Annotated in this window: 24 protein-coding genes; 15 read left to right on the forward strand and 9 right to left on the reverse strand. The window is 72.8% G+C overall.

What is annotated here, in order from left to right; all coding sequences use genetic code 11:
• The first annotated feature begins 292 nt into the window (after nt 1-292).
• The 4 genes from HF577_RS09925 (at nt 293) to HF577_RS09940 (ending at nt 5,011) form a co-directional block, all read left to right on the forward strand.
• Complete coding sequence (locus tag HF577_RS09925; RefSeq protein ID WP_169395470.1) at nt 293-811, forward strand: (2Fe-2S)-binding protein; 519 nt, start codon at nt 293-295, stop codon at nt 809-811.
• A complete protein-coding gene (locus tag HF577_RS09930) occupies nt 812-3,289 on the forward strand; it encodes a xanthine dehydrogenase family protein molybdopterin-binding subunit (protein ID WP_169395471.1) in 2,478 nt (825 codons plus the stop codon).
• Entirely contained in the window at nt 3,286-4,137 is an 852-nt protein-coding gene (locus tag HF577_RS09935; protein WP_169395472.1) for an FAD binding domain-containing protein, read from the forward strand. The genes HF577_RS09930 and HF577_RS09935 overlap by 4 nt, the downstream gene beginning before the upstream one ends.
• 109 nt (nt 4,138-4,246) lie before the next feature.
• Entirely contained in the window at nt 4,247-5,011 is a 765-nt protein-coding gene (locus HF577_RS09940) for an SRPBCC family protein (RefSeq protein WP_169395473.1), read from the forward strand.
• Between the two features lie 87 nt (nt 5,012-5,098).
• Here HF577_RS09940 and HF577_RS37400 read toward each other — a convergent pair whose 3' ends face one another.
• The 3 genes from HF577_RS37400 to HF577_RS09955 all read right to left on the reverse strand — a co-directional run bounded on the left by HF577_RS37400 (nt 5,099) and on the right by HF577_RS09955 (nt 7,541).
• The gene (locus HF577_RS37400) at nt 5,099-5,470 is read right to left on the reverse strand and encodes a hypothetical protein (protein WP_211174032.1); all 372 of its coding nucleotides are present in this window, start codon (nt 5,468-5,470) and stop codon (nt 5,099-5,101) included.
• An 86-nt stretch (nt 5,471-5,556) separates the two neighbouring features.
• The gene (locus HF577_RS09950) at nt 5,557-6,852 is read right to left on the reverse strand and encodes a sensor histidine kinase (protein WP_169395474.1); all 1,296 of its coding nucleotides are present in this window, start codon (nt 6,850-6,852) and stop codon (nt 5,557-5,559) included.
• 5 nt (nt 6,853-6,857) lie between these two features.
• Nucleotides 6,858-7,541, reverse strand: coding sequence for a response regulator transcription factor (locus HF577_RS09955; protein WP_169395475.1), 684 nt, complete (start codon nt 7,539-7,541; stop codon nt 6,858-6,860).
• A gap of 113 nt (nt 7,542-7,654) precedes the next feature.
• Here HF577_RS09955 and HF577_RS09960 point away from each other — a divergent pair, with 113 nt between their 5' ends.
• Nucleotides 7,655-8,149, forward strand: a complete 495-nt coding sequence (locus tag HF577_RS09960; protein WP_169395476.1) for a hypothetical protein — start codon at nt 7,655-7,657, stop codon at nt 8,147-8,149.
• Between the two features lie 50 nt (nt 8,150-8,199).
• Nucleotides 8,200-8,958, forward strand: a complete 759-nt coding sequence (locus HF577_RS09965) for a phytanoyl-CoA dioxygenase family protein (RefSeq protein WP_312859043.1) — start codon at nt 8,200-8,202, stop codon at nt 8,956-8,958.
• 3 nt (nt 8,959-8,961) lie between these two features.
• Here HF577_RS09965 and HF577_RS09970 read toward each other — a convergent pair whose 3' ends face one another.
• Both HF577_RS09970 and HF577_RS09975 read right to left on the reverse strand, forming a co-directional pair.
• Entirely contained in the window at nt 8,962-9,633 is a 672-nt protein-coding gene (locus HF577_RS09970) for an alpha-ketoglutarate-dependent dioxygenase AlkB family protein (protein ID WP_312859044.1), read from the reverse strand.
• 22 nt (nt 9,634-9,655) lie between these two features.
• Nucleotides 9,656-10,378, reverse strand: a complete 723-nt coding sequence (locus HF577_RS09975; protein WP_169395477.1) for a 2OG-Fe(II) oxygenase — start codon at nt 10,376-10,378, stop codon at nt 9,656-9,658.
• 70 nt (nt 10,379-10,448) lie between these two features.
• Here HF577_RS09975 and HF577_RS09980 point away from each other — a divergent pair, with 70 nt between their 5' ends.
• Nucleotides 10,449-11,411, forward strand: a complete 963-nt coding sequence (locus tag HF577_RS09980; RefSeq protein WP_169395478.1) for a P1 family peptidase — start codon at nt 10,449-10,451, stop codon at nt 11,409-11,411.
• 84 nt (nt 11,412-11,495) lie between these two features.
• Complete coding sequence (locus tag HF577_RS09985) at nt 11,496-12,545, forward strand: zinc-binding dehydrogenase (protein WP_169395479.1); 1,050 nt, start codon at nt 11,496-11,498, stop codon at nt 12,543-12,545.
• Between the two features lie 21 nt (nt 12,546-12,566).
• Here HF577_RS09985 and HF577_RS09990 read toward each other — a convergent pair whose 3' ends face one another.
• From HF577_RS09990 to HF577_RS10005, 4 genes are all read right to left on the reverse strand, one after another.
• Nucleotides 12,567-13,115, reverse strand: coding sequence for a L,D-transpeptidase (locus HF577_RS09990; protein WP_169395480.1), 549 nt, complete (start codon nt 13,113-13,115; stop codon nt 12,567-12,569).
• Between the two features lie 116 nt (nt 13,116-13,231).
• Nucleotides 13,232-13,516 (reverse strand): MoaD/ThiS family protein, encoded by a 285-nt coding sequence (locus tag HF577_RS09995; RefSeq protein WP_169395481.1) that lies wholly within the window; start codon nt 13,514-13,516, stop codon nt 13,232-13,234.
• Nucleotides 13,517-13,521: 5 nt separating this feature from the next.
• Nucleotides 13,522-14,583 (reverse strand): GTP 3',8-cyclase MoaA, encoded by a 1,062-nt coding sequence (gene moaA, locus HF577_RS10000; RefSeq protein ID WP_169395482.1) that lies wholly within the window; start codon nt 14,581-14,583, stop codon nt 13,522-13,524.
• 164 nt (nt 14,584-14,747) lie between these two features.
• Complete coding sequence (locus HF577_RS10005; protein ID WP_169395483.1) at nt 14,748-15,953, reverse strand: acyl-CoA dehydrogenase family protein; 1,206 nt, start codon at nt 15,951-15,953, stop codon at nt 14,748-14,750.
• A 69-nt stretch (nt 15,954-16,022) separates the two neighbouring features.
• Between HF577_RS10005 and HF577_RS10010 the strand changes: the two genes are divergently transcribed.
• From HF577_RS10010 to HF577_RS10040, 7 genes are all read left to right on the forward strand, one after another.
• On the forward strand, nt 16,023-16,427 hold the full coding sequence (locus tag HF577_RS10010; RefSeq protein ID WP_169395484.1) for a TOBE domain-containing protein: 405 nt from the start codon (nt 16,023-16,025) through the stop codon (nt 16,425-16,427).
• A complete protein-coding gene (modA, locus tag HF577_RS10015) occupies nt 16,424-17,206 on the forward strand; it encodes a molybdate ABC transporter substrate-binding protein (protein ID WP_169395485.1) in 783 nt (260 codons plus the stop codon). The genes HF577_RS10010 and modA overlap by 4 nt, the downstream gene beginning before the upstream one ends.
• A 62-nt stretch (nt 17,207-17,268) precedes the next feature.
• On the forward strand, nt 17,269-18,045 hold the full coding sequence (locus HF577_RS10020; RefSeq protein ID WP_169395501.1) for an ABC transporter permease: 777 nt from the start codon (nt 17,269-17,271) through the stop codon (nt 18,043-18,045).
• Between the two features lie 10 nt (nt 18,046-18,055).
• The gene (locus tag HF577_RS10025) at nt 18,056-19,171 is read left to right on the forward strand and encodes a sulfate/molybdate ABC transporter ATP-binding protein (protein WP_169395486.1); all 1,116 of its coding nucleotides are present in this window, start codon (nt 18,056-18,058) and stop codon (nt 19,169-19,171) included.
• 83 nt (nt 19,172-19,254) lie between these two features.
• Nucleotides 19,255-20,244: a hypothetical protein gene (locus tag HF577_RS10030; RefSeq protein ID WP_169395487.1), complete on the forward strand. Its 990-nt coding sequence runs from the start codon at nt 19,255-19,257 to the stop codon at nt 20,242-20,244.
• On the forward strand, nt 20,238-20,600 hold the full coding sequence (locus tag HF577_RS10035; protein ID WP_169395488.1) for a GntR family transcriptional regulator: 363 nt from the start codon (nt 20,238-20,240) through the stop codon (nt 20,598-20,600). Before HF577_RS10030 ends, HF577_RS10035 begins: the two co-directional genes overlap by 7 nt.
• Before the next feature lie 103 nt (nt 20,601-20,703).
• Nucleotides 20,704-21,876: a S8 family peptidase gene (locus tag HF577_RS10040; RefSeq protein WP_312859045.1), complete on the forward strand. Its 1,173-nt coding sequence runs from the start codon at nt 20,704-20,706 to the stop codon at nt 21,874-21,876.
• The last annotated feature ends 44 nt before the right edge of the window (nt 21,877-21,920 follow it).

Here is a 21,920-nt window from a genome sequence, read left to right on the forward strand (position 1 = left end):
GGATGGGTGAGACCGACCGCTCACTGGGTCTGCCGATGCGTTTCCGGGGTGCGATATTGCGCCGCATCCGCGGAGGGAAGGCCTGGTGAGTGATTTGTTCGCCCCGAGGTCACCTGCGGGTGGGTATACCGGTCGGAAGGGGACCCGTTGCGCCGCCGGATCAACAGGGGTGTGATGTGGTCGCCGCCACAACGGCGTGGCGGCCCGGATGGTGGTGCGACCACCTCGGCCGGCCCTCCGGAAGACATGCTGGCGCGATACGACACCGTGGTCGCGGTTGAGGAGAGATCTCATGGCACAGGTCCGGGTCACGGTCGACGGCGTGGTGTACGCCGACGACGTCGAGCCCCGCACGTTGCTGGTCCACTATCTGCGGGAACGCCTCGGCAAGACGGGCACCCTGGTCGGGTGCGACACCAGCAACTGTGGAGCCTGCACCGTCCACCTGAACGGGCAGAGTGTGAAGTCCTGTTCCGTGCTGGCCGTCCAGGTCGATGGTGCCGAGGTCACGACGATCGAGGGCATCGCGCGTGACGGCAAGCTGCACCCCGTGCAGGAAGCCTTCAACGAGTGCCACGCGCTGCAGTGCGGCTACTGCACGCCGGGGATGATCATGCAGTCCATCGACCTGCTCGGGGACAACCCCGACCCCAACGAGCAGGAGGTGCGCGAGGGCATCGAGGGCAACCTCTGTCGCTGCACCGGGTACCAGAACATCGTCCGCGCCGTCCAGAGCGCCGCGGAGAAGATGAAGCCGGGCGCCCAGGCCGACGTGCAGTCGCCGGTGTCCGTGGCCGGAGGGGGCGACTAGATGACCGCGACCGCCGAACCCACCGTCGAGTTCGGAAAGGCCCGACCCCGCAAGGAGGACGCCCGTCTCATCACGGGCCGCAGCCGCTACACCGACGCCATCACGCCGTCGGGCACCTTGCACATCGCCGTTGTCCGCTCACCGCTCGCGCACGCGACGATCACGGGCGTCGACAAGTCCGAGGCCGAGCAGGCTCCGGGTGTCGTCGGCGTCTACACGGCCGCCGACCTGGGCCTCGAGGGGGTCGGCCTACCTTGCGCGTGGCCGGTCACCCCGGACATGAAGGCGCCGCAGCGTCCCGTGCTCGCCACCGGCACCGTGCACTTCGCCGGTGAGGGCGTGGCCGTCATCGTCGCCCGGAGCCCCGCCGAGGCCCGCGACGCCGCCGACCTCGTCGAGATCGACTACGAGCCGCTCGACCCCGTGCTCGACATGGAGGCCGCACTCGCCGACGGCGCCACCCTCGTCCACCCCGACCTGGGGACGAACGAGAACGCCACCTGGGTGTTCGACTCGGGCGAGGCCGGCACCGGCACGAGTGTCAGCGACGCGATCTCGGCTGCCGAGGCCGACCCCGACCAGGTGGTCGTGCGGCGCCGGTTCCGCCAGCAGCGCCTGATCCCGGCGTTCATGGAGCCGCGGTCCGCGGTGTGCGACCCGACCGGCGAGCAGATCACCCTCTACGCGGCCACCCAGGTGCCGCACATCCTCCGGACGATGACGACGGTCACGCTGGGGGTGCCCGAGAGCAAGCTGCGGGTCATCGCCCCGGACGTGGGTGGCGGCTTCGGCGGCAAGATCGGTGTGCTGCCCGAGGAGATGCTCGTCGTCGCACTCGCGCAGAAGCTGGGCAAGCCCGTCAAGTGGAGCGAGACGCGCTCGGAGTCGCTGCTCGCCGCCCACCACGGCCGCGACCAGATCCAGGACATCACGATCACGGCGAAGAAGGACGGCACGGTCACCGGCCTGGACGTCAAGCTACTGGCCGACATGGGTGCCTACCTCGGCCTGGTCGGTCCGGGCGTGCCGATCCTCGGCGCGTTCATGTTCAACGCGATCTACAAGTTCCCGGCCTACAGGTTCACGTGCACCAACGTCTTCACCACGAAGACACTGACCGACGCCTACCGCGGCGCCGGGCGGCCGGAGGCCACGTTCGCCGTCGAGCGGATCATGGACGAGCTCGCCGTCGAGCTCGGCCGCGACCCGATGGAGCTGCGCGAGCAGAACTGGATCAAGCACGAGGAGTTCCCGTTCACCACGGTGTGCGGGCTGACCTACGACTCGGGCAACTACGAGCAGGCCACGCAGCAGGCGATGGAGCTGTTCGACTACGCCGGGCTGCGCCGCGAGCAGGAGGAGCGGCGGCGCAACAACGACCCGGTACAGCTCGGGATCGGCATCTCGACGTTCACCGAGATGTGCGGTCTCGCGCCCTCGCGGGTGCTGGGTTCGCTGTCCTACGGCGCGGGCGGCTGGGAGGCCGCGAGCATCCGGATGCTCGCCACCGGCAAGGTCGAGGTGATCACGGGCGCATCGGCGCACGGCCAGGGCCACGAGACGGCGTTCAGCCAGATCGTCGCCGACCAGCTGGGCGTGCCGTTCGAGGACGTCGAGGTCCTGCACGGCGACACGCAGATCTCACCGAAGGGCCTCGACACCTACGGCTCGCGCTCGCTCGTGGTCGGTGGCATCGCGATCGTGAAGGCCGCCGACAAGGTCATCGCGAAGGCCAAGAAGATCGCGGCGCACCTGCTCGAGGCGTCCGAGGACGACATCGAGTTCGCGGGTGGCAACTTCACCGTCCGCGGCACGGACAAGGGCAGGTCGATCCAGGAGATCGCGTTCGCCGCGTTCATGGCGCACGACTACCCGGAGGACATGGAGCCCTCGCTCGACTCCGACGCCGTGTACGACCCGGAGAACTTCTCGTTCCCGCACGGCACGCACCTGGCGGCCATCGAGATCGACACCGAGACCGGGCACGTCGACCTGCGCAAGTACGTCTGCGTTGACGACATCGGCAACGTGGTCAACCCGCTCATCGTCGAGGGCCAGGTGCACGGCGGCCTCGCCCAGGGCATCGCGCAGGCGCTGTTCGAAGAGGCCAACTACGACGACCAGGGCACGCTGGTCAACGGCACGTTCGTCGACTACACGCTGCCCTCGGCGGCCGACCTGCCGAGCTTCGACACCCGCACGGTGAGCACCCCGGCCACGTCGAACCCGCTCGGCGTCAAGGGCGTCGGCGAGGCGGGCACGATTGCCTCGACGCCCGCGATCGTGAACGGCGTGCTCGACGCGCTGCGCCACCTCGGCGTCCGCGACGTCGAGATGCCGTGCACGTCGCAGCGCGTGTGGCGGGCACTCCAGGACGCACAGGGGCGTTCCACCCAGGAGACCCCGGTCGACACCCACTCGCCGGGTGCCGGTCTGGGCTCGATCGACCCGAACAACCCTCAGGGAGAGGTCCAGTGATCCCGTCCAAGTTCGACTACGTCAAGCCGTCGTCGGTGGCCGAGGCCATCACGGCGCTGCGCGACGGCGGCGACGACGCCAAGATCCTGGCCGGTGGCCAGAGCCTGATCCCGGTGCTGCGGCTGCGGCTCGCGACGCCGTCGGTGCTGATCGACCTCGGGGGGATCCCGGAGCTGCGGGGCATCCGCGAGGACGGCGACCGCATCGCGATCGGTGCGATGACGGCCTACTACGACGTCATCCGGGACGACCTGGTGAAGCAGCACGTCAGGCTGCTCGCCCAGGCCACGGAGACGGTGGCCGACGGCCAGGTGCGCCACCGGGGCACCCTCGGCGGCTCGCTGGCCCACGCCGACCCCGCCGGTGACCTGGGTGCCGTGGCGCTGGCGCTGGACGCCGAGCTGGTGATCGCCGGTGCGGACGGCACGCGCACGGTGCCGGCGAGCGAGTTCTTCGTGGACTACTTCACCACGGCGATCGGCGAGGGCGAGATCCTCACCGAGATCCGGTTCCCGAAGCACACGGGCTGGGGGAGCCACTACGAGAAGTTCAACCGGACCGCGCAGGCCTGGTCGATGGTCGCCATCGCGGCGGCCATCCGGGTCGAGGGTGGGACCATCGCGGAGGCCCGGGTCGGGCTGACCAACATGGGCACCACGCCGATCCGCGCCACCGGCGTCGAGCAGGCGCTCGTCGGTCAGCCTGCCACCGCCGACGCTGTGCGCGCCGCCGCCGACCACGTCACGGAAGGCACATCCGCTCCAAGTGACGCGGATGCGGCCGCCGACTACCGTGAACACCTGGCCAAGGTGCTCACCGGCCGGGCGGTGCTGGCGGCCGTGGGCTGACGTTCATCGTTCCACCGTGGACGCCTGCTCCGAGCACCCGGGAGCGGGCGTCCACGGCTTTACGCCCCTCGGCGGTTCGCCGGCCAGGGGTCCGAGAAGGAGACGACTCATGCAGTTGGAGAACAAGTTCACGATCGAAGCGCCGATCGAGAAGGCGTGGGAGGCGCTGAACACACCCGAGACGGTGGCTCCATGTTTCCCGGGTGCCACGCTCCAGGAGTACGAGGGCGACTCGTTCACCGGCACCGTCAAGGTGAAGCTCGGGCCCATCTCGCTGACCTACAAGGGCAAGGGCACCTACATCAGCCGCGACGACGAGAACCACGTCGTCGTCATCGAGGCCAACGGGCGTGACTCGCGCGGCAACGGCACGGCGAAGGCCACCGTCACCGGCACGATGACGGCCGACGGACCCACCCGGACCGCGGTCACGATGGCTACCGACATGACGATCACCGGCCGCCCGGCGCAGTTCGGACGCGGCGTCATCTCCGATGTGGCCGACAAGATCATCGGTCAGTTCTCGGCGTGCGTGGCCAGCAAGCTCGCGCCCGAGGTCGAGGGGTCGTCCGCGCCGGCGTCCGCCGGTGCCGAGGCCGCAGCCGCCGGCGGTGGCAGCACCAACGGCTCCGCGGCGCCTGCCACGGCCACCGCCACGGCGGCCACGGGCCCGGTGCTGGCGACCGCGCCCACCACTCCCGCGCAGTCCACCCCGGCGCCGAAGACCCCTGCGCCGTCCCTGCGCAGCGAGGTCGACGCGATCGACCTGCTCGACACGGCGGGTGCCCCGGTGCTGAAGCGGGTGGCCCCGGTGGCCGGCGGCCTCCTGCTGCTGCTGATCATCTTCCTGATCCGGCGCAGCCGCTCCAGCTGAGCGCGTTCCCGACGGAGGGCAGGCGACCAGGTCGCCTGCCCTCGTCAGCGTGCAGCACAGGCCGTGGCCGGCCGGTTCACCTCCCGGTCAGTCGTCCCAACGGTCGTCGTCCCGGCCGTCGTCGTCCCGCCGGTCGTCGTCCCGAATGTCGTCGTCCCGGTGGTCGTCGCGCCGGTCGTCGTCCCACAGGTCGTCCCGCCGGTCGTCGTCCCAGCGGTCGTCGTCCCACCTGTCGTCGTCGACGTCCGTGCGGGAGAGCTCGCCCGGGACGGTGGGCTGAGCAGGTGCGGGGCTGGTCGGGGTCGGCGTCGGGATCGCCGGGCCGCCGATCCCGGAGTCGGCGGTGGCGGTCCGCACGGGTGTGGGGGAGTCCGTGCTCGCGACAGCGAACGCGGTACCACCGATCAGCAGGGTGGCGACGGCGGCGGCCGTACCGATGACGATGCGGGGCGTGGACATTTCTGCTCCTCAGGGTCGTGGTGCTTGCCGACATCACGGTGTCGATCACCGGCCTAGAGGCGCGCTGCCACAGCCCTAACACCGCGTTAGGCCGGTGGGCCCTGAAGTCCTCCGAGCTCGAGCACGACCTCCAGCCCGCCACGGGCGGAGCGGCCCAGCACGAGCCGGCCACCTGCCTGCTCCGCACTGCGGCGGGCGATGTCGAGCCCGAGACCCGTGGAACGGCCACCGCTGGCGCCGCGCCGTACGGTCGCCCCGTCCGGGAGCCCCGGTCCGGCGTCGGAGACCACGAAGACGGCGCCGCCTCCGGGACGGGGCGCGAGCCGTACCGCGAAGGACGTGCCGTCCGGGGTGTGGGCGAAGATGTTGCCCAGCAGCGCGTCGACACAGGCGCCGAGGTCGGCCGCGCCCAGCGCCACCGGCAGCGGGCCCGGGGTGATCTCGACCGTCGTCTCCCGATCGGTGTCCTCGGCCAGCACCGCCCAGAACGCCACCCGCTCCCGCACCACGGCGGCGGCGTCGCTGCCGATGCGTCCCGCGCCTGGCCCGCTGCCGCGCCGCCTGGCCTGCTCGATCGCCTGTGTGACCGCGCGCTGCACCGCGTCGACCCCGGCGCCGATCCGGGCCGCGTCCTGCTGTCCCGGGAGGGCTTCGGCGTCCAGGCGCAACGCGGTGAGCGGGGTGCGGACGCGGTGGGCGAGGTCGGCCACGGTCTCGCGCTCCTCCCGCAGCAGCTCCGCGATGCGGCCGGCAAGGCCGTTCAGTGCCTCGGCGACCACGCCGAGCTCGCCGGGTGCGGTGGGGTCGGCGCGCGCGGCCAGGTCGCCGCAGGCGAGGCGGTGGGAGACCGCGGCGAGGTCGGTGGTGGACCGGACCAGGGAGCGGGCCAGCCGGTCGGCGACGGCGAGGCTGAGGCCCAGCAGACCCACCCCGAGCGCTCCGAGCAGCAGCCACGCCCCCGGCACGCCTCGGCTGAGCTCGGCGTCGGGCACGAACGAGCGGATCACCCCGGCTTCGCCCGCCTGGTCGCGGACCGCGACGACGATCTCCCGGCCCCCGTCCACCACCGCGGACCTGCTGGTGCCGAGCGCTCCGAGCTCGACCAACGGGGTCCGCTCGGCCGGGGTGCCGAGGACGGTGCCGTCGGCCAGGAACACGGTGATGGCGTCGGGTGACGGGGCGTCGAGCTGCTGGACGGTGAGGGCGAGGGAGGTGCGGTCGGCCGTGCCCACGAGCGAGCTGAGTGACTGCGCCTCGACGGTGGCGGCCTGCACCGCCCGGTCGGCGGCGACGGTGCGCAGCAGCAGGGCGAGCGGCACGAGGAAGGCGATCAGTACCAGCGACGTCGTCGCCCCGACGAGGGTGAGGATGCGGCGGCGCATGTCGCTCAGCCCTGCGGTGCGGAGATCCGCACGCCGACGCCGCGCACGGCGTGCAGGTAGCGCGGCTCCTGGGCGGTCTCCCCGAGCTTGCGGCGCAGCCAGGACAGGTGGACGTCGACGGTCTTGTCGGCGCCGCCGTAGGGCAGCTGCCATACCTCGGTGAGCAGCTCACGTTTGCTGACGACCTGGCCGGAGCGGGCCGCGAGGTAGTGCAGGAGCGAGAACTCGCGGGGCGTGAGGTCGAGCGCGACGCCGTCGAGGCTCGCCTCGCGCGCCCGCGGGTCCACCCGCAGCCCGCCCACCACGACCGCCGGATCGGCCACGGCGTCCCCGGTGCGGCGCAGCACGGCTCGGATGCGGGCGTCGAGCTGCGCGGCGCTGAACGGCTTGACCAGGTAGTCGTCGGCGCCGGCGTCGAGTACGGCCACGATCTCGGACTCGTCGTCGCGTGCGGTCGCCACGATCACCGGCACCGCGCTCACACCACGCAGCATCCGGAGCACGGTCGTGCCGTCGAGGTCGGGCAGCCCGAGATCGAGCACGACCAGGTCGGGCCGGTTCGTCACGGCCGACTCGAGACCGGGCAGCGCGGCGGCGGCCGAGTCGACCGCGTGCCCGCGCTCGGTCAGGCCGCGGATCAGCGCGCCGCGAATCGCCGGATCGTCCTCGATGAGAAGTACCTGGGCCACCGGCTGAACCGTAGAACAGCCGACGATCACCGCACCACGGTCGGGCGCCCCGGCAGCTCACTCCTAGTGCGGTCTTAGGAGCGTCTTAACCCACGACCCGGCAGGCTGATCGCATGAGCTCCCCGCGCACGCGAACAGCACTGGTCGCGCTCGCGTGGACGGCGGCCGTGGTCGTCGCGACGCTGGTGGGGATGAGCGCGGTCGGCGCGATCGGCACCGGCATCCTCGGGCGCGGGCAGCAGGCGCTCACGCCGTCCCAGGTGGACCAGGCGCTCGCGGCCGCCCGGGCGGTGCCGGCCTCGGCGCCGGTTGCCCCGCCGTCCCCGACAGACCCGCCGTCCCCGCCGTCCGACTCGGCCGCCGCCGCCGCCGTCGCCGACGTCGTCACGAGTCCCGGTGGCACGATCGTCGCCCGGTGCACGGGCAGCGCCGTCGAGATCGTCTCGGCCAGTCCGGCCCAGGGCTTCCGCCTCGACGACGAGCGCGAGGGATCGCGGATGCAGTTCGAGTCCGAGGACACGACGGTCGCGGTGCAGCTGAGCTGCCAGGGCGGCCGGCCGGTCGGTGCGGTGGAGGTCCAGGGCGATGACGATGACGATGACGACTGAGCCTCGGAATTCGGGTGGCCGGGGCGGCCCCGCTCCTGCACAGTGACGCCGTGCGTGGGCTGACCGACGAACAGATCGACCGCTTCGTGCACGACGGCCTCGTGCACGTCGAGGGCGCGTTTCCGCGGGAGCTGGCCGATGCGGGCCGGGCCGTGCTGTGGAAGGCCACGGGCTGCGATCCGGAGGACGCCACCACGTGGACACGTCCGGTGATCCGGCTCGACCACTTCACCCAGGAGCCGTTCCGCGCCGCCGCCAACACGCCGCTGCTGCACGCCGCGTTCGACCAGCTGGTGGGCACCGCGCGCTGGCTTCCGCAGGGGGGCCTCGGCACCTTCCCCGTCCGGTTCCCGCACCCCGACCCGCCCGGCGACGACGGCTGGCACGTGGAGGGGAGCTTCGCCGACCCGGCAGGCGGCTACCGGCTGAACGTCCGGTCGCGCGGGCGCGCGTTGCTGATGCTGTTCCTGTTCTCCGACGTCGGCCCCGACGACGCGCCCACCCGGGTGCGGACCGGTTCGCACCTCGACGCCGCCCGGTTGCTCGCGCCGCACGGCGACGACGGTGCGGAGTTCTTCGCGTTCGCCCGCGAGGTGGTGCCGACCACCGAGCACCGGCCGGAGGTCGTGGCCACCGGGGCAGCGGGTGACGTCTACCTGTGCCACCCGTTCCTCGTGCACTCCGCGCAGCCCCACCGCGGCACGAGGCCGCGGTTCATGGCCCAGCCGCCCCTCCTGCCGAGGGGCGAGCTCGATCTCGAGCACCCCGTGTCACCGGTGGAACGGGCCGTGCACGACGCGCTGGCGTGACCGTCAGGCCAGCCCCGAGACCCGGAGCGTGATGTTGAGCCGTCCTGCGGCAAGTCCGGTGTCGGGCAGGTCGGACGCGGGGAGCAGCTTCGGCACGCCGTGGTAGGCCAGCCTGCTCTCGTCGCCGAAGACGACCAGGTCGCCGGAGTGCAGCTCCACGTCGGTCCACGGGCGGCCGCGGTTCTCGGTGTTGCCGAAGCGGAACAGGCACGGCGCGCCGATGCTCAACGAGACGACGGGCTCGGGTGACTGCTCGTCGCCGTCGCGGTGCAGCCCCATCCTCGCGCCGTCGTCGTAGTGGTTGATCAACGCGATGTCGGGCCGGTAGCCGCGGGCGCGGTCGGGATCGCCGTACGCGTCGGCGACGGCGTCGCGGCCGAGGTCGCCGAGCCATTCGGGGAACGGCGTCACGGGCGAGCCGTCCTGGTCGTCGCGGGTGCGGGAGTAGCGGTAGGGGTACCAGTGCCACCCGAGGCAGACGCTGCGCACCGACATCTGGCCGCCGTTCGGCATGACCGCCGCGCGGATGCCCGGCCCCTCGCTCGCCCACTCCCGGCACGCGCGGACCAGCTCGCGCTGCCGGTCGAGGTCGAGCCAGTCGGGCACGTGCACCGCGCCCGGGGCGAGCACCCGTCGCTCCCGGGGGATCAGCGCGGCGGACACGACGACTCCCACACGCCCTCCAGTGTGCCCGCCGTCAACGCGCGTTGTGGAAGATGATGCCCAGCACGTGCCGGTTCCCGCTGTGCACGGCGCTCACGCCGTGGCGCATCTGCACCCGGTGGTGGCCGCGCGAGCCGAGCTTCGGCCGGTTGCGCACCGGGAAGATCACCGCCTCGCCCTGCCGGGGCCGCAGCACCACCGGGCGGGACTGCTGGCGGGGGCGCTGCTCGACGAACACGCTCTCGCCGCCGGTGAAGTCCTCGTCGGGACGGCTCAGCATCACCAGGAACTGCAGCGGGAACGTCAGGTCGCCGTAGACGTCCTGGTGCAGGCAGTTGTAACCGCCCGGGCCGTAGCGCAGCACCAGCGGGGTGGGCCGGTGCTGACCCAGCGCCGCACACTCGGCCAGCAGGTCGTCGAGCGTGGTGGGGAACGTGCGCTCGCCGAGCAGCCCGGCCCACCGGTTGGCGACGGTGGCCAGCGGCGGGTAGAGCTGCTCGCGCAGCGTCTGGACCAGCGGCGGGAGCGGGTCGGCGAAGTAGCGGTAGCTGCCCTCGCCGAACGCGTGCCGGGCCATCACGACCGTGCTGCGGAACCGCTCGTCCTCGTCGAACATCGCAACCACCTCGGCGCACTGCCCGGGTGAGAGCAGCGGCGGGGTGGTGGCGACGCCGTCGACGTCGAGGCGCTCCTGCAGCGCCGCCCAGTCCAGGCCGTCCAGCCGATCCCGGGTGCCTTCCGGTGCTGCGGTACTCATGGTTCCACTGTCGCCGGTCCGCGGGCCCCGTGCTGGCGGGAAACGGCCACGGGGATCAGGATGACCGCTCATGCGCACCGGACCGCACAACGCACTGACCGACGTGCCGGGCCTCCGGGTCGGACACGCATCCGCACCCGGGGCGGGAGCGCGCAGCGGCGTCACTGTCGTGGTCGCCCCGCCGGACGGGGCCGTCGGCGGGGTGGACGTCCGCGGCGCCCCACAGGGCACCCGCGAGACCGATCTGCTCGACCCGGTCCGGACCGTGCAGCGGGTGCACGCCGTCGTGCTCACCGGTGGCGGCGCGTACGGGCTGGCCGCGGTGGACGGCGTGATGCAACGGCTGGAGGAGGCGGCGGCGGGGTTCGCGGTGCCCGGCGGTGTGGTGCCGATCGTGCCGGCCGCCACCGTGCCCGACCTGGGCCGCGGTGGTGGTCCCGGGTCCCGGTTGGACGGCCCCACCGGCGCCGCCGCGTTCGACGCCGCCGCCGACGGGGCGGTCGCCCAGGGATCCGTCGGAGCGGGGACGGGCGCGGTCGCCGGCGGCCTGCCGGGCGGTGTGGGCACCGCGAGCGCGATACTCGACGACGGGTCCGTGGTGGCCGCGCTCGTCGTCGTCGACTCCGTCGGGTCGGCCGTCGACCCGGTGTCGCGGACGCTCCACGGCGCGCGCGCCGGGCTGCCGGGCGAGTTCGCGGACCCTGTCATCGATCAGCCCGAGCCACCACCACCGGCGGCGGGTCCGGCGACGACGCTTGCGGTGGTGGCCACCGACGTCACCCTCGACAAAGCGGGCTGCGCGCGGCTCGCCACGATGGGCCACGACGGGCTCACCCGCGCGCTGGCCCCGTCGGAGACCGCCTCCGACGATGCCGTGGTCTTCGGGCTCTCCGTCGCCACCCGGCCGGCCCCCGCGCCACTCGCGTTCGGCACGCTGCACGCCGCCGCGGCCGACGTGGTCTCCCGTGCGGTCGCCCACGCGCTGCTCGCCGCACACACCGTCCCGGCGGTCGGCGGCGCAGTGTCAGATTGAGACGATGAGCCGACGCGAGCGGCCTAGCGTCGGTGAGCGCCGTCCGTCACAGCCGTGGCGGCGCTCCGTCGCGAGGAGAAGCCGATGAAGGCGCTCGTCTACCACGGTCCGGGTCAGAAGTCCTGGGACACCGTCGCCGATCCGAAGCCGGTGGACCCGACCGACGTCGTCGTGCAGATCGACACGACGACGATCTGCGGGACGGACCTGCACATCCTCAAGGGTGACGTGCCCACCGTGGAGCAGGGCCGCATCCTCGGCCACGAGGCGGTCGGCACGATCGTGGCCGTCGGCACGGCGGTGACCGGCCTCAAGGTCGACGACCGGGTGATCGTCCCCGCCATCACGTCCTGCGGGCGCTGCGCCTACTGCAAGCGCGGGACACCGAGCCACTGCCAGGCCACCGGCGGCATCGGGTGGATCTTCGGCCACCTGATCGACGGCACGCAGGCCGAGTACGCGCGGGTGCCCTTCGCCGAGACGAGCGTGCACAAGGTGCCCGACGGCGTGACCGACGAGCAGGTGCTGTTCCTCACCGACATCCTGCCCACCGGCTACGAGGTGGGCGTCCGCAACGGCCGGGTGAAGCCGGGAGACGTGGTGGTGGTCGTCGGAGCGGGGCCGGTCGGCCTGGCTGCGATCCAGACCGCGCAGCTCGCGGGCGCCGCCACGGTGGTCGCCGTGGACGTCGCCGACTCCCGGCTGGAGCATGCGACCCGGTTCGGTGCCGACCACGTCCTCAACTCGCGCGGCGCCGACGTCGAGGCGCTGATCGGCTCCCTCACCGACGACGGGCTCGGCGCCGACGTCGCGATCGAGGCCGTCGGCATCCCGGAGACCTTCGACCTCTGTACCCGCGTGGTCCGGCCCGGCGGCGTGGTCGCCAACGTGGGTGTGCACGGCGCACCCACGACGCTGCACCTCGAGGATCTGTGGATCAAGAACATCACGATCACGACCGGACTGGTCGACGGCACCACCGTGCCGATGCTCATGAAGCTCGTGCAGTCCGGGAAGATCGCCGGCGAGCTGTTCGGCACCCACGAGTTCGCGCTGGGCGACATGCTGTCGGCCTACGACACCTTCGCGGACGCGGGCGCGAACAACGCGCTCAAGGTGGTGATCAGGAGGTAGCCGCCGCAGACCCGACGGGCCTCAGCGGATCTGCACCTCGTCGCCGACCTGCAGGGTGTCGAACCACGCCACCGCATCGTCGTGCGACAGGTGCACGCAGCCGGCCGACTGCTTCGTCAAGCTGCCCTCGTGGAACGCGATCCCGCCGGGGGCGAAGAACACGGAGTACGGCATCGGGGCGTTGTTGTACTCCGCGCTGCGGTGGTCCTGGTCCTTGCGCTGCACCGTGAACGTGCCGGGAGGGGTCTCCTGTCCCGGGGCGCCGTGGGTGATCTGCACCGGCCCGCGCACGACGTGGCCGTCCTGGATGAGCCATGCCTGGTTGTGGGCCAGGTCGACGCACGCCTCGGCCGTGACGGTGCAGGGCGTGCCGTCCACGAGCTCCGCCGCGTCGCCGGTCGGGGTGGCCCCCTCGGTGGCTGCGGGAGAGCCGGGGGTGGCGGCCGTGGCGAGGCCGGCCATGGGCGAGGACGCGAGTCCGAGCACCCCCACGCCCACCGCTCCGGTCAGTACCGCGACCCGGCCGACGCCCGTCCACGGGCGAACCTTCTGCCTGCTGTGTCTACCCATGTACGACGACGCCTGCCTCTCCCCGATATCACCCGCTCAACTGCGGATCTCGGGACGAGGTGACGGCCGATAAACGTGATCAACATGACAGTGCGCGGTGGGCAACCGCGGCGGGCTCAGCCCCCGGCGAACGGGGGCAGGACGTCGAACGTGGCGCCGTCGGACAGCGGTGTGGACCGGTCGCGCACAGCGAGCTCGTCGAGCAGGAAGCTGCAGCGGTCGAGTACCCGGGCGAGCTCCGCCCCGTGCCGGTCCCGGAGGGCGGTGACCACGTCGTCGACGGTGGGCGTGCCCGGCAGCTCCAGCGGTTCGGTCTCCGTGCCGGCGGCCGCGCGGGCCGCGGCGAAGTAGCGGACGGTGACGCGCGTGGTCGTCGTGGTGGTGGCGTACACCCCGGCCATCCTCCTCACCCGCCGATCGCGCTCATGGGGCGGTCCGGCTGCAGGAAGCCGGGGTCGTCGATGCCGTGTCCGGCGAGCTTGCCCCACATGGCCTGGCGCCAGACGTCGGCGATCTCGGCGTCCGTGGTGCCGCTGCGGAGCATCGCCCGCAGGTCGGTCTCGGTGCGCGCGAACAGGCACGACCGGATCTGGCCGTCGGCGGTGAGCCGGGTGCGGTCGCAGGCCCCGCAGAACGGGCGCGTGACGGAGGCGATGACGCCGACCACGGCCGGTCCGCCGTCCACCAGCCAGCGCTCGGCGGGCGCACCGCCGCGCTCGGTGGGGTCGGGGGTGAGCTCGAAGCCCTCGCGGAGGCGCTCCATGATCTCGCCGGCCGTGACCATCTCCGTGCGCGTCCAGCCGTGCTGGGCGTCGAGCGGCATCTGCTCGATGAACCGGAGCTCGTAGCCGTGGTCGACGGCGAAGCGCAGGAGCGGGACCGCCTCGTCGTCGTTCATGCCGCGCAGCAGCACCGTGTTGATCTTGACGGGGCCGAGGCCGGCCGCGCGGGCGGCGGCGAGGCCGTCGAGGACGTCGGAGAGCCGGTCGCGCCGCGTGATCGTGGCGAACCGCTCCTGCTGCAGCGTGTCCATCGAGACGTTCAACCGGTTGACCCCGGCCGCAGCCAGCGACTCCGCCCGGCGCGCCAGGCCGATGCCGTTGGTGGTGAGCGAGATGTCCGGGCGCGGTTCCAGCGCAGCCGATGCCGCGATGAGGCCCTCGAGCCCCCGGCGCAGCAGCGGCTCGCCGCCGGTGAACCGCAGCTCCTCGACGCCGAGGTCGCGCACCGCGATGGTGATCAGCCGCATCAGCTCGTCGTCGGTGAGCTGTTCGTCGCGCGGCATCCAGTCCAGGCCCTCTGCGGGCATGCAGTAGGAGCAGCGGAGGTTGCAGCGGTCGGTCAGCGAGATCCGCAGGTCGGTGGCGACTCTGCCGAACGTGTCGACGAGGCGCGGGTCGGCAGGGCGGGCCGGGTCTCGGGAGACGGGCCGCCGCACTGCGGGGAGGCCTAGCTCGGATGCCGTCACACCGCAAGCGTAACCGTCCCAGACGGGCGGAAACGGGGCCGTGATCTGGGCTTTTGCGGGAATCCGCAGTTGCGGAACGGATCAGCGATCAGCGCCGTACCTGCTGGTGCCGCAGGCCCGGTCACTGCCTGAAAGGTGAGCCTCGTCCGGTGCTCCCGCCGGGGTCAGTCGTGCCGTCCGAGCTCCTGGCGGGCGACGGTGCGCATGTGCACCTCGTCGGGGCCGTCGGCGAGCCGTAGTGCCCGTGCCCACGTGTAGAAGTAGGCGAGCGGGAGATCGTCGCTCATCCCGGCCCCGCCGTGGATCTGGATCGCGCGGTCGATCACGTCGCACGCGATCTGCGGGCACACCACCTTGATCGCGGCGATCTCGGTGGCCGCGCCCTTGGAGCCGTACCTGTCGATCAGCCAGGCGGTCTTGAGCACGAGCAGTCGGGCCTGCTCCACCTCGATCCGCGACCGCGCGATCTGCTCACGCACGACGCCCTGGTCGGCCAGCGGCCGCCCGAAGGCGACACGGGAGCGGGCGCGGCGCACCATGAGGTCGATGGCGCGCTCGGCCATCCCGATCAGGCGCATGCAGTGGTGGATCCGGCCCGGTCCCAGCCGTGCCTGGGCGATCGCGAAGCCGCCGCCCTCCTCCCCGAGCAGGTTCGTGACCGGCACCCGCACGTCGCGGAGCAGCAGTTCGGAGTGGCCGTGCTGGTCCTGGTAGCCGAACGTCGGCAGGTGCCGGACGATCTCCAGGCCCGGGGTGTCGCGGGGCACCAGCACCATCGACTGCTGCCGGTGGGCGGCGGCGTCCGGGTCGGTCTTGCCCATCACGATGAAGATCCGGCAGCGCTCGTCGGCGGACCCGGAGATCCACCACTTCCGGCCGGAGATCACGTACTCGTCGCCGTCGCGCCGGATGCTGGTCTGCACGTTCCTCGCGTCCGAGGAGGCGACGTCGGGCTCGGTCATCGCGAACGCCGAGCGGATCTCGCCCTCCAGCAGCGGAGCGAGCCACTGCTCCTGCTGCTCCGGCGTGCCGAACAGGTGCAGGGTCTCCATGTTGCCGGTGTCGGGGGCCTGGCAGTTGATCGCCTCGGGCGCGATCACCGGTGACCAGCCGGAGACCTCGGCCACCGCGGCGTAGTCGACGTTGGACAGGCCGGAGACGCTCGGCAGGAAGAGGTTCCACAGCCCGCGGGCGCGGGCCTCAGCCTTCAGCTCCTCGACCACGGGCGGCAGGTCCCACTCCTGCGGGGTGCCACGGCGCTCGGCGCGGAACGCCTCGTACCCCGCCTCGGCCGGCAGCACCTTCTCGTCGAGGAACGCGCGCATGCGCTTCGTGAGGTCGGCAGCGACGGCGCTGGGTTCGAAGTCCACGGCCTGGAGCCAACCACAGCATCACCCCGCGGTGGGCAATGTCGCATTCGCGGCTCTAGGATCGGCCGCGTGCCGCAGTTCAGGATCTCCGACGCTGCCCGTCTGCTGGGGGTCAGTGACGACACGGTTCGTCGCTGGGTCGATGCAGGGACCCTCCCCGTCCAGCCGGACGCGTCCAACCGCAAGGTGATCGACGGGGCGGCGCTCGCCGCGTTCGCCCGCGACCACGCGCACACCCCGCCCGACCCGTCGGGTGTGCAGAGCTCGGCGCGCAACCGGTTCGTCGGGCTGGTGACGGCGGTGGTCACGGACCGGGTGATGGCCCAGGTGGAGATGCAGTGCGGGCCGCACCGGGTCGTGTCCCTGATGTCCACGGAGGCGGTGCGGGAGCTGGGCCTCGAGCCGGGGGCCCTGGCCGTGGCCGTGATCAAGTCGACGACCGTCGTCATCGAGACTCCCGGAGGGAGCTCATGAGAACGCGGCTGCCGGTCGCCGCGGCGGCAGCGGGACTGGTGCTGCTGGCCGGGTGCGGAGGCACGCCGAGCGGTACGGACGCCAGGGCGCCCGGCACCCCGGAGCAGCGCACCCTCACCGTCTTCGCCGCGGCGTCGCTGACCGAGTCGTTCGGCGAGATCGAGAAGCAGTTCGAGACCGACAACCCCGGGGTGGACGTCGTACCGAGCTACGGCGGCTCGTCCGACCTGGCGCAGCAGATCGTCAACGGGGCGCCTGCCGACGTGTTCGCCTCGGCGAGTGACGCCACGATGACGACGGTCACCGACGCCGGGCTCGCCGACGGAGCGCCCGCGGTCTTCGCCACCAACGTGCTGGTGATCGCCACCGCGGCGGGGAACCCGAAGGGCATCACGTCGTTCGCCGACCTCGCGAAGCCCGACCTCAAGGTCGTTGTCTGCGCCCCTCAGGTGCCCTGTGGCGCCGCCGCCCGGAAGGTGGAGACCGCGACCGGCGTGGACATCAAGCCGGTCAGTGAGGAGACCGACGTCAAGAACGTCCTCGGCAAGGTCACCACCGGCAACGCCGACGCCGGCCTCGTCTACGTCACCGACGTCGCGTCCGCCGGGTCCGCCGTCGAGGGTGTGACCTTCCCGGAGGCTGCGAAGGCCACCACCGCCTACCCGATCGCCGTGATCAGGAACGCGCCGCAGGCCGAGCTCGCCCGGTCGTTCGTGAGCGCGGTGACCGGTGAGCAGGGCCAGAAGGTGCTGCAGGCGGCAGGCTTCGGGACGCCGTGAGCACAACGCCCGGCGAAGCGCCGGCCAGGCGTCGCCCCGACGACCACGAGACCGGCGTCGGGGTGCCCCGCCTGCTGTGGGTGCCTGCCGGGCTGGCCTTCGCGCTCATCGCGCTGCCCGTGCTCGGGCTCGCGCTCAAGGCCGACTGGCCGAGGCTGCCGGAGCAGCTGGTCAGTGCCGCGGCTCTCGACGCGTTGCGGCTCTCGCTGCTCACGGCGTCCATCTCGACGGTGCTGTGCATCGTGTTCGGTGGCCCGCTCGCGGTGGTGCTGGCCCGTGGCAGGCTGCGCGGCCTGCGGCTGCTGCGCTCGGTGGTGCTGCTGCCGCTGGTGCTGCCCCCCGTCGTGGGCGGCCTGGCGCTGCTGTACCTCCTCGGGCGCACCGGGCTCGTGGGGCGCGGGCTGGACGTGGCGTTCGGCGTGACGATCCCGTTCACCACGGCCGCGGTGGTGCTGGCACAGACGTTCGTCGCGCTGCCGTTCCTCGTGGTCAGCCTGGAGGGGGCGCTGCGCACCGCCGGGCGGCGGTACGAGGCGGTGGCGGCGACCCTCGGTGCGTCGCCCGCGCTGGCCTTCCGCCGGGTGACGGTGCCGCTGGTGCTGCCCGGTCTCGCCTCGGGCGCGGTGCTGGCGTTCGCCCGGTGCCTGGGTGAGTTCGGGGCGACGGTCGCGTTCGCCGGCAGCCTCCAGGGCACCACGCAGACGCTGCCGCTGCTGGTCTACCAGCTGCGGGAGACCGACGTGGAAGCTGCGGTGGCGCTCTCGCTGCTGCTGGTCGTGGTGGCCGTCGCGGTGATCGCCGTGGCAGCCCCGCGGACCACTGCCGACGGCCGGCTGTGAGCGGGCGCCGGTGACCGGGCTCGACGCGCGGGTGGTGGTGCGGCGCCCCGCGTTCACCCTCGACGTGACGCTCGCGGCCGACCCGGGTGAGGTACTGGCCGTGCTCGGGCCGAACGGCTCGGGCAAGTCGACTCTGCTCGGCGTGCTCGCCGGGCTCCTGCGCCCGGACGAGGGCCACGTCCGGGTCGGCGACGAACTGGTCACCGACGCCGCCGCGCGCGTCCTCGTGCCGCCCCACCGGCGCGGGGTGGGGCTGCTGGCGCAGCAGGCTCTGCTCTTCCCGCATCTCTCGGCCGTCGGGAACGTCGCCTTCGGTCCGCGGGCCCACGGCGTGCCGCGCCGGGAGGCGGAGCAGCGGGCCCGCGAGCTGCTCGCCGCCGTCGGCGTGGCGGAGCTGGCCGACCGGCGACCGGCGAGGATGTCCGGCGGCCAGCAACAGCGCGTCGCGCTGGCCCGCGCGCTGGCCCCCGACCCCCACCTGCTGCTGCTGGACGAGCCGCTGGCAGCGCTCGACGTCGACGCGACCCCGGCGATGCGTTCGCTGCTGCGTCAGATGCTGCGCGGGGAGCGCTTCGACCGGCCGAAGCAGACCGCCGTCCTGGTCACCCACTCCGCGCTCGACGCGCTCGTGCTGGCCGATCGGGTCGTGGTCCTGACCGGCGGCCGGGTCGTGGAGCAGGGCCCCGCCCGCGAGGTGCTCGCCCGTCCGCGCAGCCCGTTCACCGCGCGGATCGCCGGGCTGGACCTCGTGCCGGGCACGGCGTGCCCCGAGGGGTTGCGGACGGCCGACGGGGTGGTCGTCACGGGCCGCTCCGGCGACGGCGCAGCCCTGCCCACACCCGGCGAGCCCGTGGTCGCCGTGTTCCCGCCATCGGCCGTGGCCGTCTTCGCGGAGCGACCCCACGGCAGCCCGCGCAACGTGGTGCCGGTGCGGCTGGCGGCGATCGAGCCGCGCGGCGACATGGTGCGCCTGCGCGCCGCGGCCCTGCCCGGTGGCCCGCACTGGGTGGACGGGCTCGCCGCCGACGTGACCCCTGCGGCGGTGGCGGATCTCGCCGTCGAGCCGGGTGCCGAGCTGTGGTTCGCGGTCAAGGCCGCCGAGGTCGCGATCCACGCCGCCGACTGATCTCCGGATGCGGTGAACCGGCTCGTCCCGTGATCCGTTACTTGTTATAGTTGTTTGCAAACAAGTTGCGGGGAGGGGTCATCATGACCGATCAGCTCGGAAGCATGCGCCGCGCGGTGGTCACGCTCGTGCCGCCCGTCGTGGCCGGCGCGGTGACGGTGGGGATGTACGCCGCGCTCGCCCACCGGCTGCCCGGCCAGGCGTACGGGACGGGCGGGTTCGGCGACTCGATGTCCTGGGCCGGGGTGGTCGGGCTGGGGATCGGCTGGTCGGTGGTCGCGCTGATCTGGGGCGCAGGCTGGCTGTACGCGCGTCGCCGGATCCCGACGGCCCAACGCTGGATCGGCGCGAGCACCTGGGCCGGGTCGGTCCTGATCGCGGGCTACGAGGTCCAGCTCGTCCTGCGCCACCTGGATCTCGCCGGGCCGCCGGTCCGGCCCGATCTGTGGTGGACGTCCGCGCCGGTCGTCCTGCCCGTGCTGGCCGTCGTCGCGGTCGCAGGGTGGTGGGCGATGGGGCCCGCCCCGGAGCAGCCCGACGCGATGGAAGGTCCCGGGTCCACCGCGCCACGCCTGCGTCTCGCGGCCGGCGAGCGCGCCCTGTGGACCAGCTCGGTGTTCTCCCGGCGCAAGCTCGTCTGGGCACTCTTCTGGGCCGTGCTGGCGGCCGGGTCCGCCGTCACCGCGTACAACTACCTGGTCGTTGCGTTCGATGTGTTCGTGGCGGTGGTGGCGGCCGCGCAGTCGTGGGCTCGGGTCCGCATCGACGAGCAGAGGGTCCAGGTCGTCCAGCCGCTGCTCCGGCAGGCGCTCGTCGGTGTGGAGCTCCGGCACGTCGTCGAGGCGACAGCAGGCGCATTCGACCCTTCCACTCTGCCGCGGGCGGTCTACGGCGTGTTCCACACACCCGCGCAATCCGGCTACCGCGCGACCGCCGGCGGGGACGTGCTGCGGCTGAGGACGTCGAACGGGCATCGGATCCTCATCACCGTCCCGGGGGCGGCCACGGCCGCGGCGCTGGTGAACACCCAGCTGGACCGGCGGCGCGCCACGGCGGGCGACGACCGTTGCTGATCCGCATCGATGCGACGTCCCCCGTGCCGCTGGGCGACCAGGTGGCCGCCTCGGTGCGGCGGGCGATCGCGGAGGGTCAGGTGGCGGCGGGGGAGAAGCTGCCACCGGCCCGGGAGGTCGCCGAGTCGCTGGGGATCAACCTGCATACGGTGCTCCGTGGCTACCAGCGGCTTCGTGACGAGGGCCTGGTGGACCTGCGCCGGGGCCGCGGCGCGGTGCTCACCGACGCGGCCACCCGCGGTCAGGCCGCCGTCTCGGAACGGGTCGCGGAGCTGGTGGCGCTGGCGCGCAGCATGGGCCTCGGTGAGCAGGACGTCCTGGGCCTGGTCAGCGCAGCGTTCCAGCCCGGTCAGTGAGCGCGGTGGGGCTCGCACGTCTCCCTGCGTGCGCCCCAACTGTCACATCTGCCCCAATCGTGTCTCTGTCATCATGCGTTTCAGGCCCGTACCGTCGCTCCACGTGACACGCCTCCCCTGGTGGATCGCCGTCTTGGTGGCCGCCGTCCAGCCCCTCGCCGCCGTTGCGATCCCGGGCAGCGCGGCCGCCCATCCCGTGCCGGCCCGGGCGATCGACTACGTGGTGCACACCCGCAGCAGTGCCGATGCGGGGGCGGCCGCCAAGGAGCTCGCCGTCCGGCCCACCATCACCTTCGATCGTGCGTTCGCCGGTTTCGCCGCCCGCCTCGACCCGGTGCAGGTCGACCGGTTGCGCAGGCTGCCCGGAGTGATCGGCATCGAGGAGGACCGGCGGGTGAGCGCGCTCGAGCCGCGGGCCATCCCCTACCGGGACCTGACCGAAGGCAGCCAGGCCGACCCGCCGAACTGGGGGCTCGACCGCATCGACCAGCGATCCCTCCCGCTCGACGGCCGATACACCACACGGGCCACGGGCGCGGGCGTGACCATCTACGTGCTCGACACCGGCATCGACACCACCCACCCCGAGTTCGGCGGCCGGGCGACCGACGGGGTGAACACGGTCGACAACGTGGGCGGTGACTGCGACGGGCACGGCACCGTGGTGGCCGGGATCGCCGGTTCCCGGGACCACGGGGTGGCCAAGCAGGCGTTCCTGCGCTCGGTCAAGGTGCTCGACTGCGGCGGTGCGGGCACCCTGTCGTCGCTGCTCGCCGGGATCGACTACGTGGCCAGGGACCAGCGGGGCCCGTCCGTCGCGGTGATGTCGTGGAGCTACCCCCGGTCGGACGTGCTGACGGCGGCGGTGACGGAGCTGGTGAACAGGGGTGTCTTCGTGACCTCGTCCGCGGGCAACACCGGCGGGAACGACTGCGAGGCCTCGCCTCGCGCGTCGAGCGGCGTGCTGGTGGTGGCGAACTCGACGATCGACGACCGCCGGGGCCCGGGCTCGTCCACCGGCGGCTGCGTGGACCTCTACGCGCCGGGCACGCGCATCGTCTCGACCTTCCCCGGCGGCGGCAGCGCGTCGTACACGGGCACCTCGATGGCCGCGCCACACGCCGCCGGGGTGGCGGCCCTGCTCAAGCAGACCTACGGCGACGCCCCCAGCCGCACCGTGGAGCAGTGGATCGTCGCCAACGCGACGCCGGGCGTCATCGCCGGCGGTGGCGCCGACGGCACCCCGAACCTGCTGCTCTGCACGGCCGGTCTCTAGTGCGGCGGCACCAGAGACCGGCCGTCGCTGCGCCGTCGTGGCTG

The organism is Pseudonocardia xinjiangensis (assembly GCF_012911925.1).
In the GTDB taxonomy this organism is placed as follows: domain Bacteria; phylum Actinomycetota; class Actinomycetes; order Mycobacteriales; family Pseudonocardiaceae; genus Pseudonocardia; species Pseudonocardia xinjiangensis.

Excerpts from the sequence above, each read along its gene's own strand:
- HF577_RS09925 (WP_169395470.1), top strand. The coding sequence starts at position 293 with ATGGCACAGGTCCGGGTCACGGTCGACGGCGTGGTGTACGCCGACGAC.
- HF577_RS09930 (WP_169395471.1), top strand. The coding sequence starts at position 812 with ATGACCGCGACCGCCGAACCCACCGTCGAGTTCGGAAAGGCCCGACCC.
- HF577_RS09940 (WP_169395473.1), top strand. The coding sequence starts at position 4,247 with ATGCAGTTGGAGAACAAGTTCACGATCGAAGCGCCGATCGAGAAGGCG.
- HF577_RS37400 (WP_211174032.1), bottom strand. The coding sequence starts at position 5,470 with ATGTCCACGCCCCGCATCGTCATCGGTACGGCCGCCGCCGTCGCCACC.
- HF577_RS09950 (WP_169395474.1), bottom strand. The coding sequence starts at position 6,852 with ATGCGCCGCCGCATCCTCACCCTCGTCGGGGCGACGACGTCGCTGGTA.
- HF577_RS09960 (WP_169395476.1), top strand. The coding sequence starts at position 7,655 with ATGAGCTCCCCGCGCACGCGAACAGCACTGGTCGCGCTCGCGTGGACG.
- HF577_RS09975 (WP_169395477.1), bottom strand. The coding sequence starts at position 10,378 with ATGAGTACCGCAGCACCGGAAGGCACCCGGGATCGGCTGGACGGCCTG.
- HF577_RS09980 (WP_169395478.1), top strand. The coding sequence starts at position 10,449 with ATGCGCACCGGACCGCACAACGCACTGACCGACGTGCCGGGCCTCCGG.
- HF577_RS09985 (WP_169395479.1), top strand. The coding sequence starts at position 11,496 with ATGAAGGCGCTCGTCTACCACGGTCCGGGTCAGAAGTCCTGGGACACC.
- HF577_RS09990 (WP_169395480.1), bottom strand. The coding sequence starts at position 13,115 with ATGGGTAGACACAGCAGGCAGAAGGTTCGCCCGTGGACGGGCGTCGGC.
- HF577_RS09995 (WP_169395481.1), bottom strand. The coding sequence starts at position 13,516 with ATGGCCGGGGTGTACGCCACCACCACGACGACCACGCGCGTCACCGTC.
- modA (WP_169395485.1), top strand. The coding sequence starts at position 16,424 with ATGAGAACGCGGCTGCCGGTCGCCGCGGCGGCAGCGGGACTGGTGCTG.
- HF577_RS10030 (WP_169395487.1), top strand. The coding sequence starts at position 19,255 with ATGACCGATCAGCTCGGAAGCATGCGCCGCGCGGTGGTCACGCTCGTG.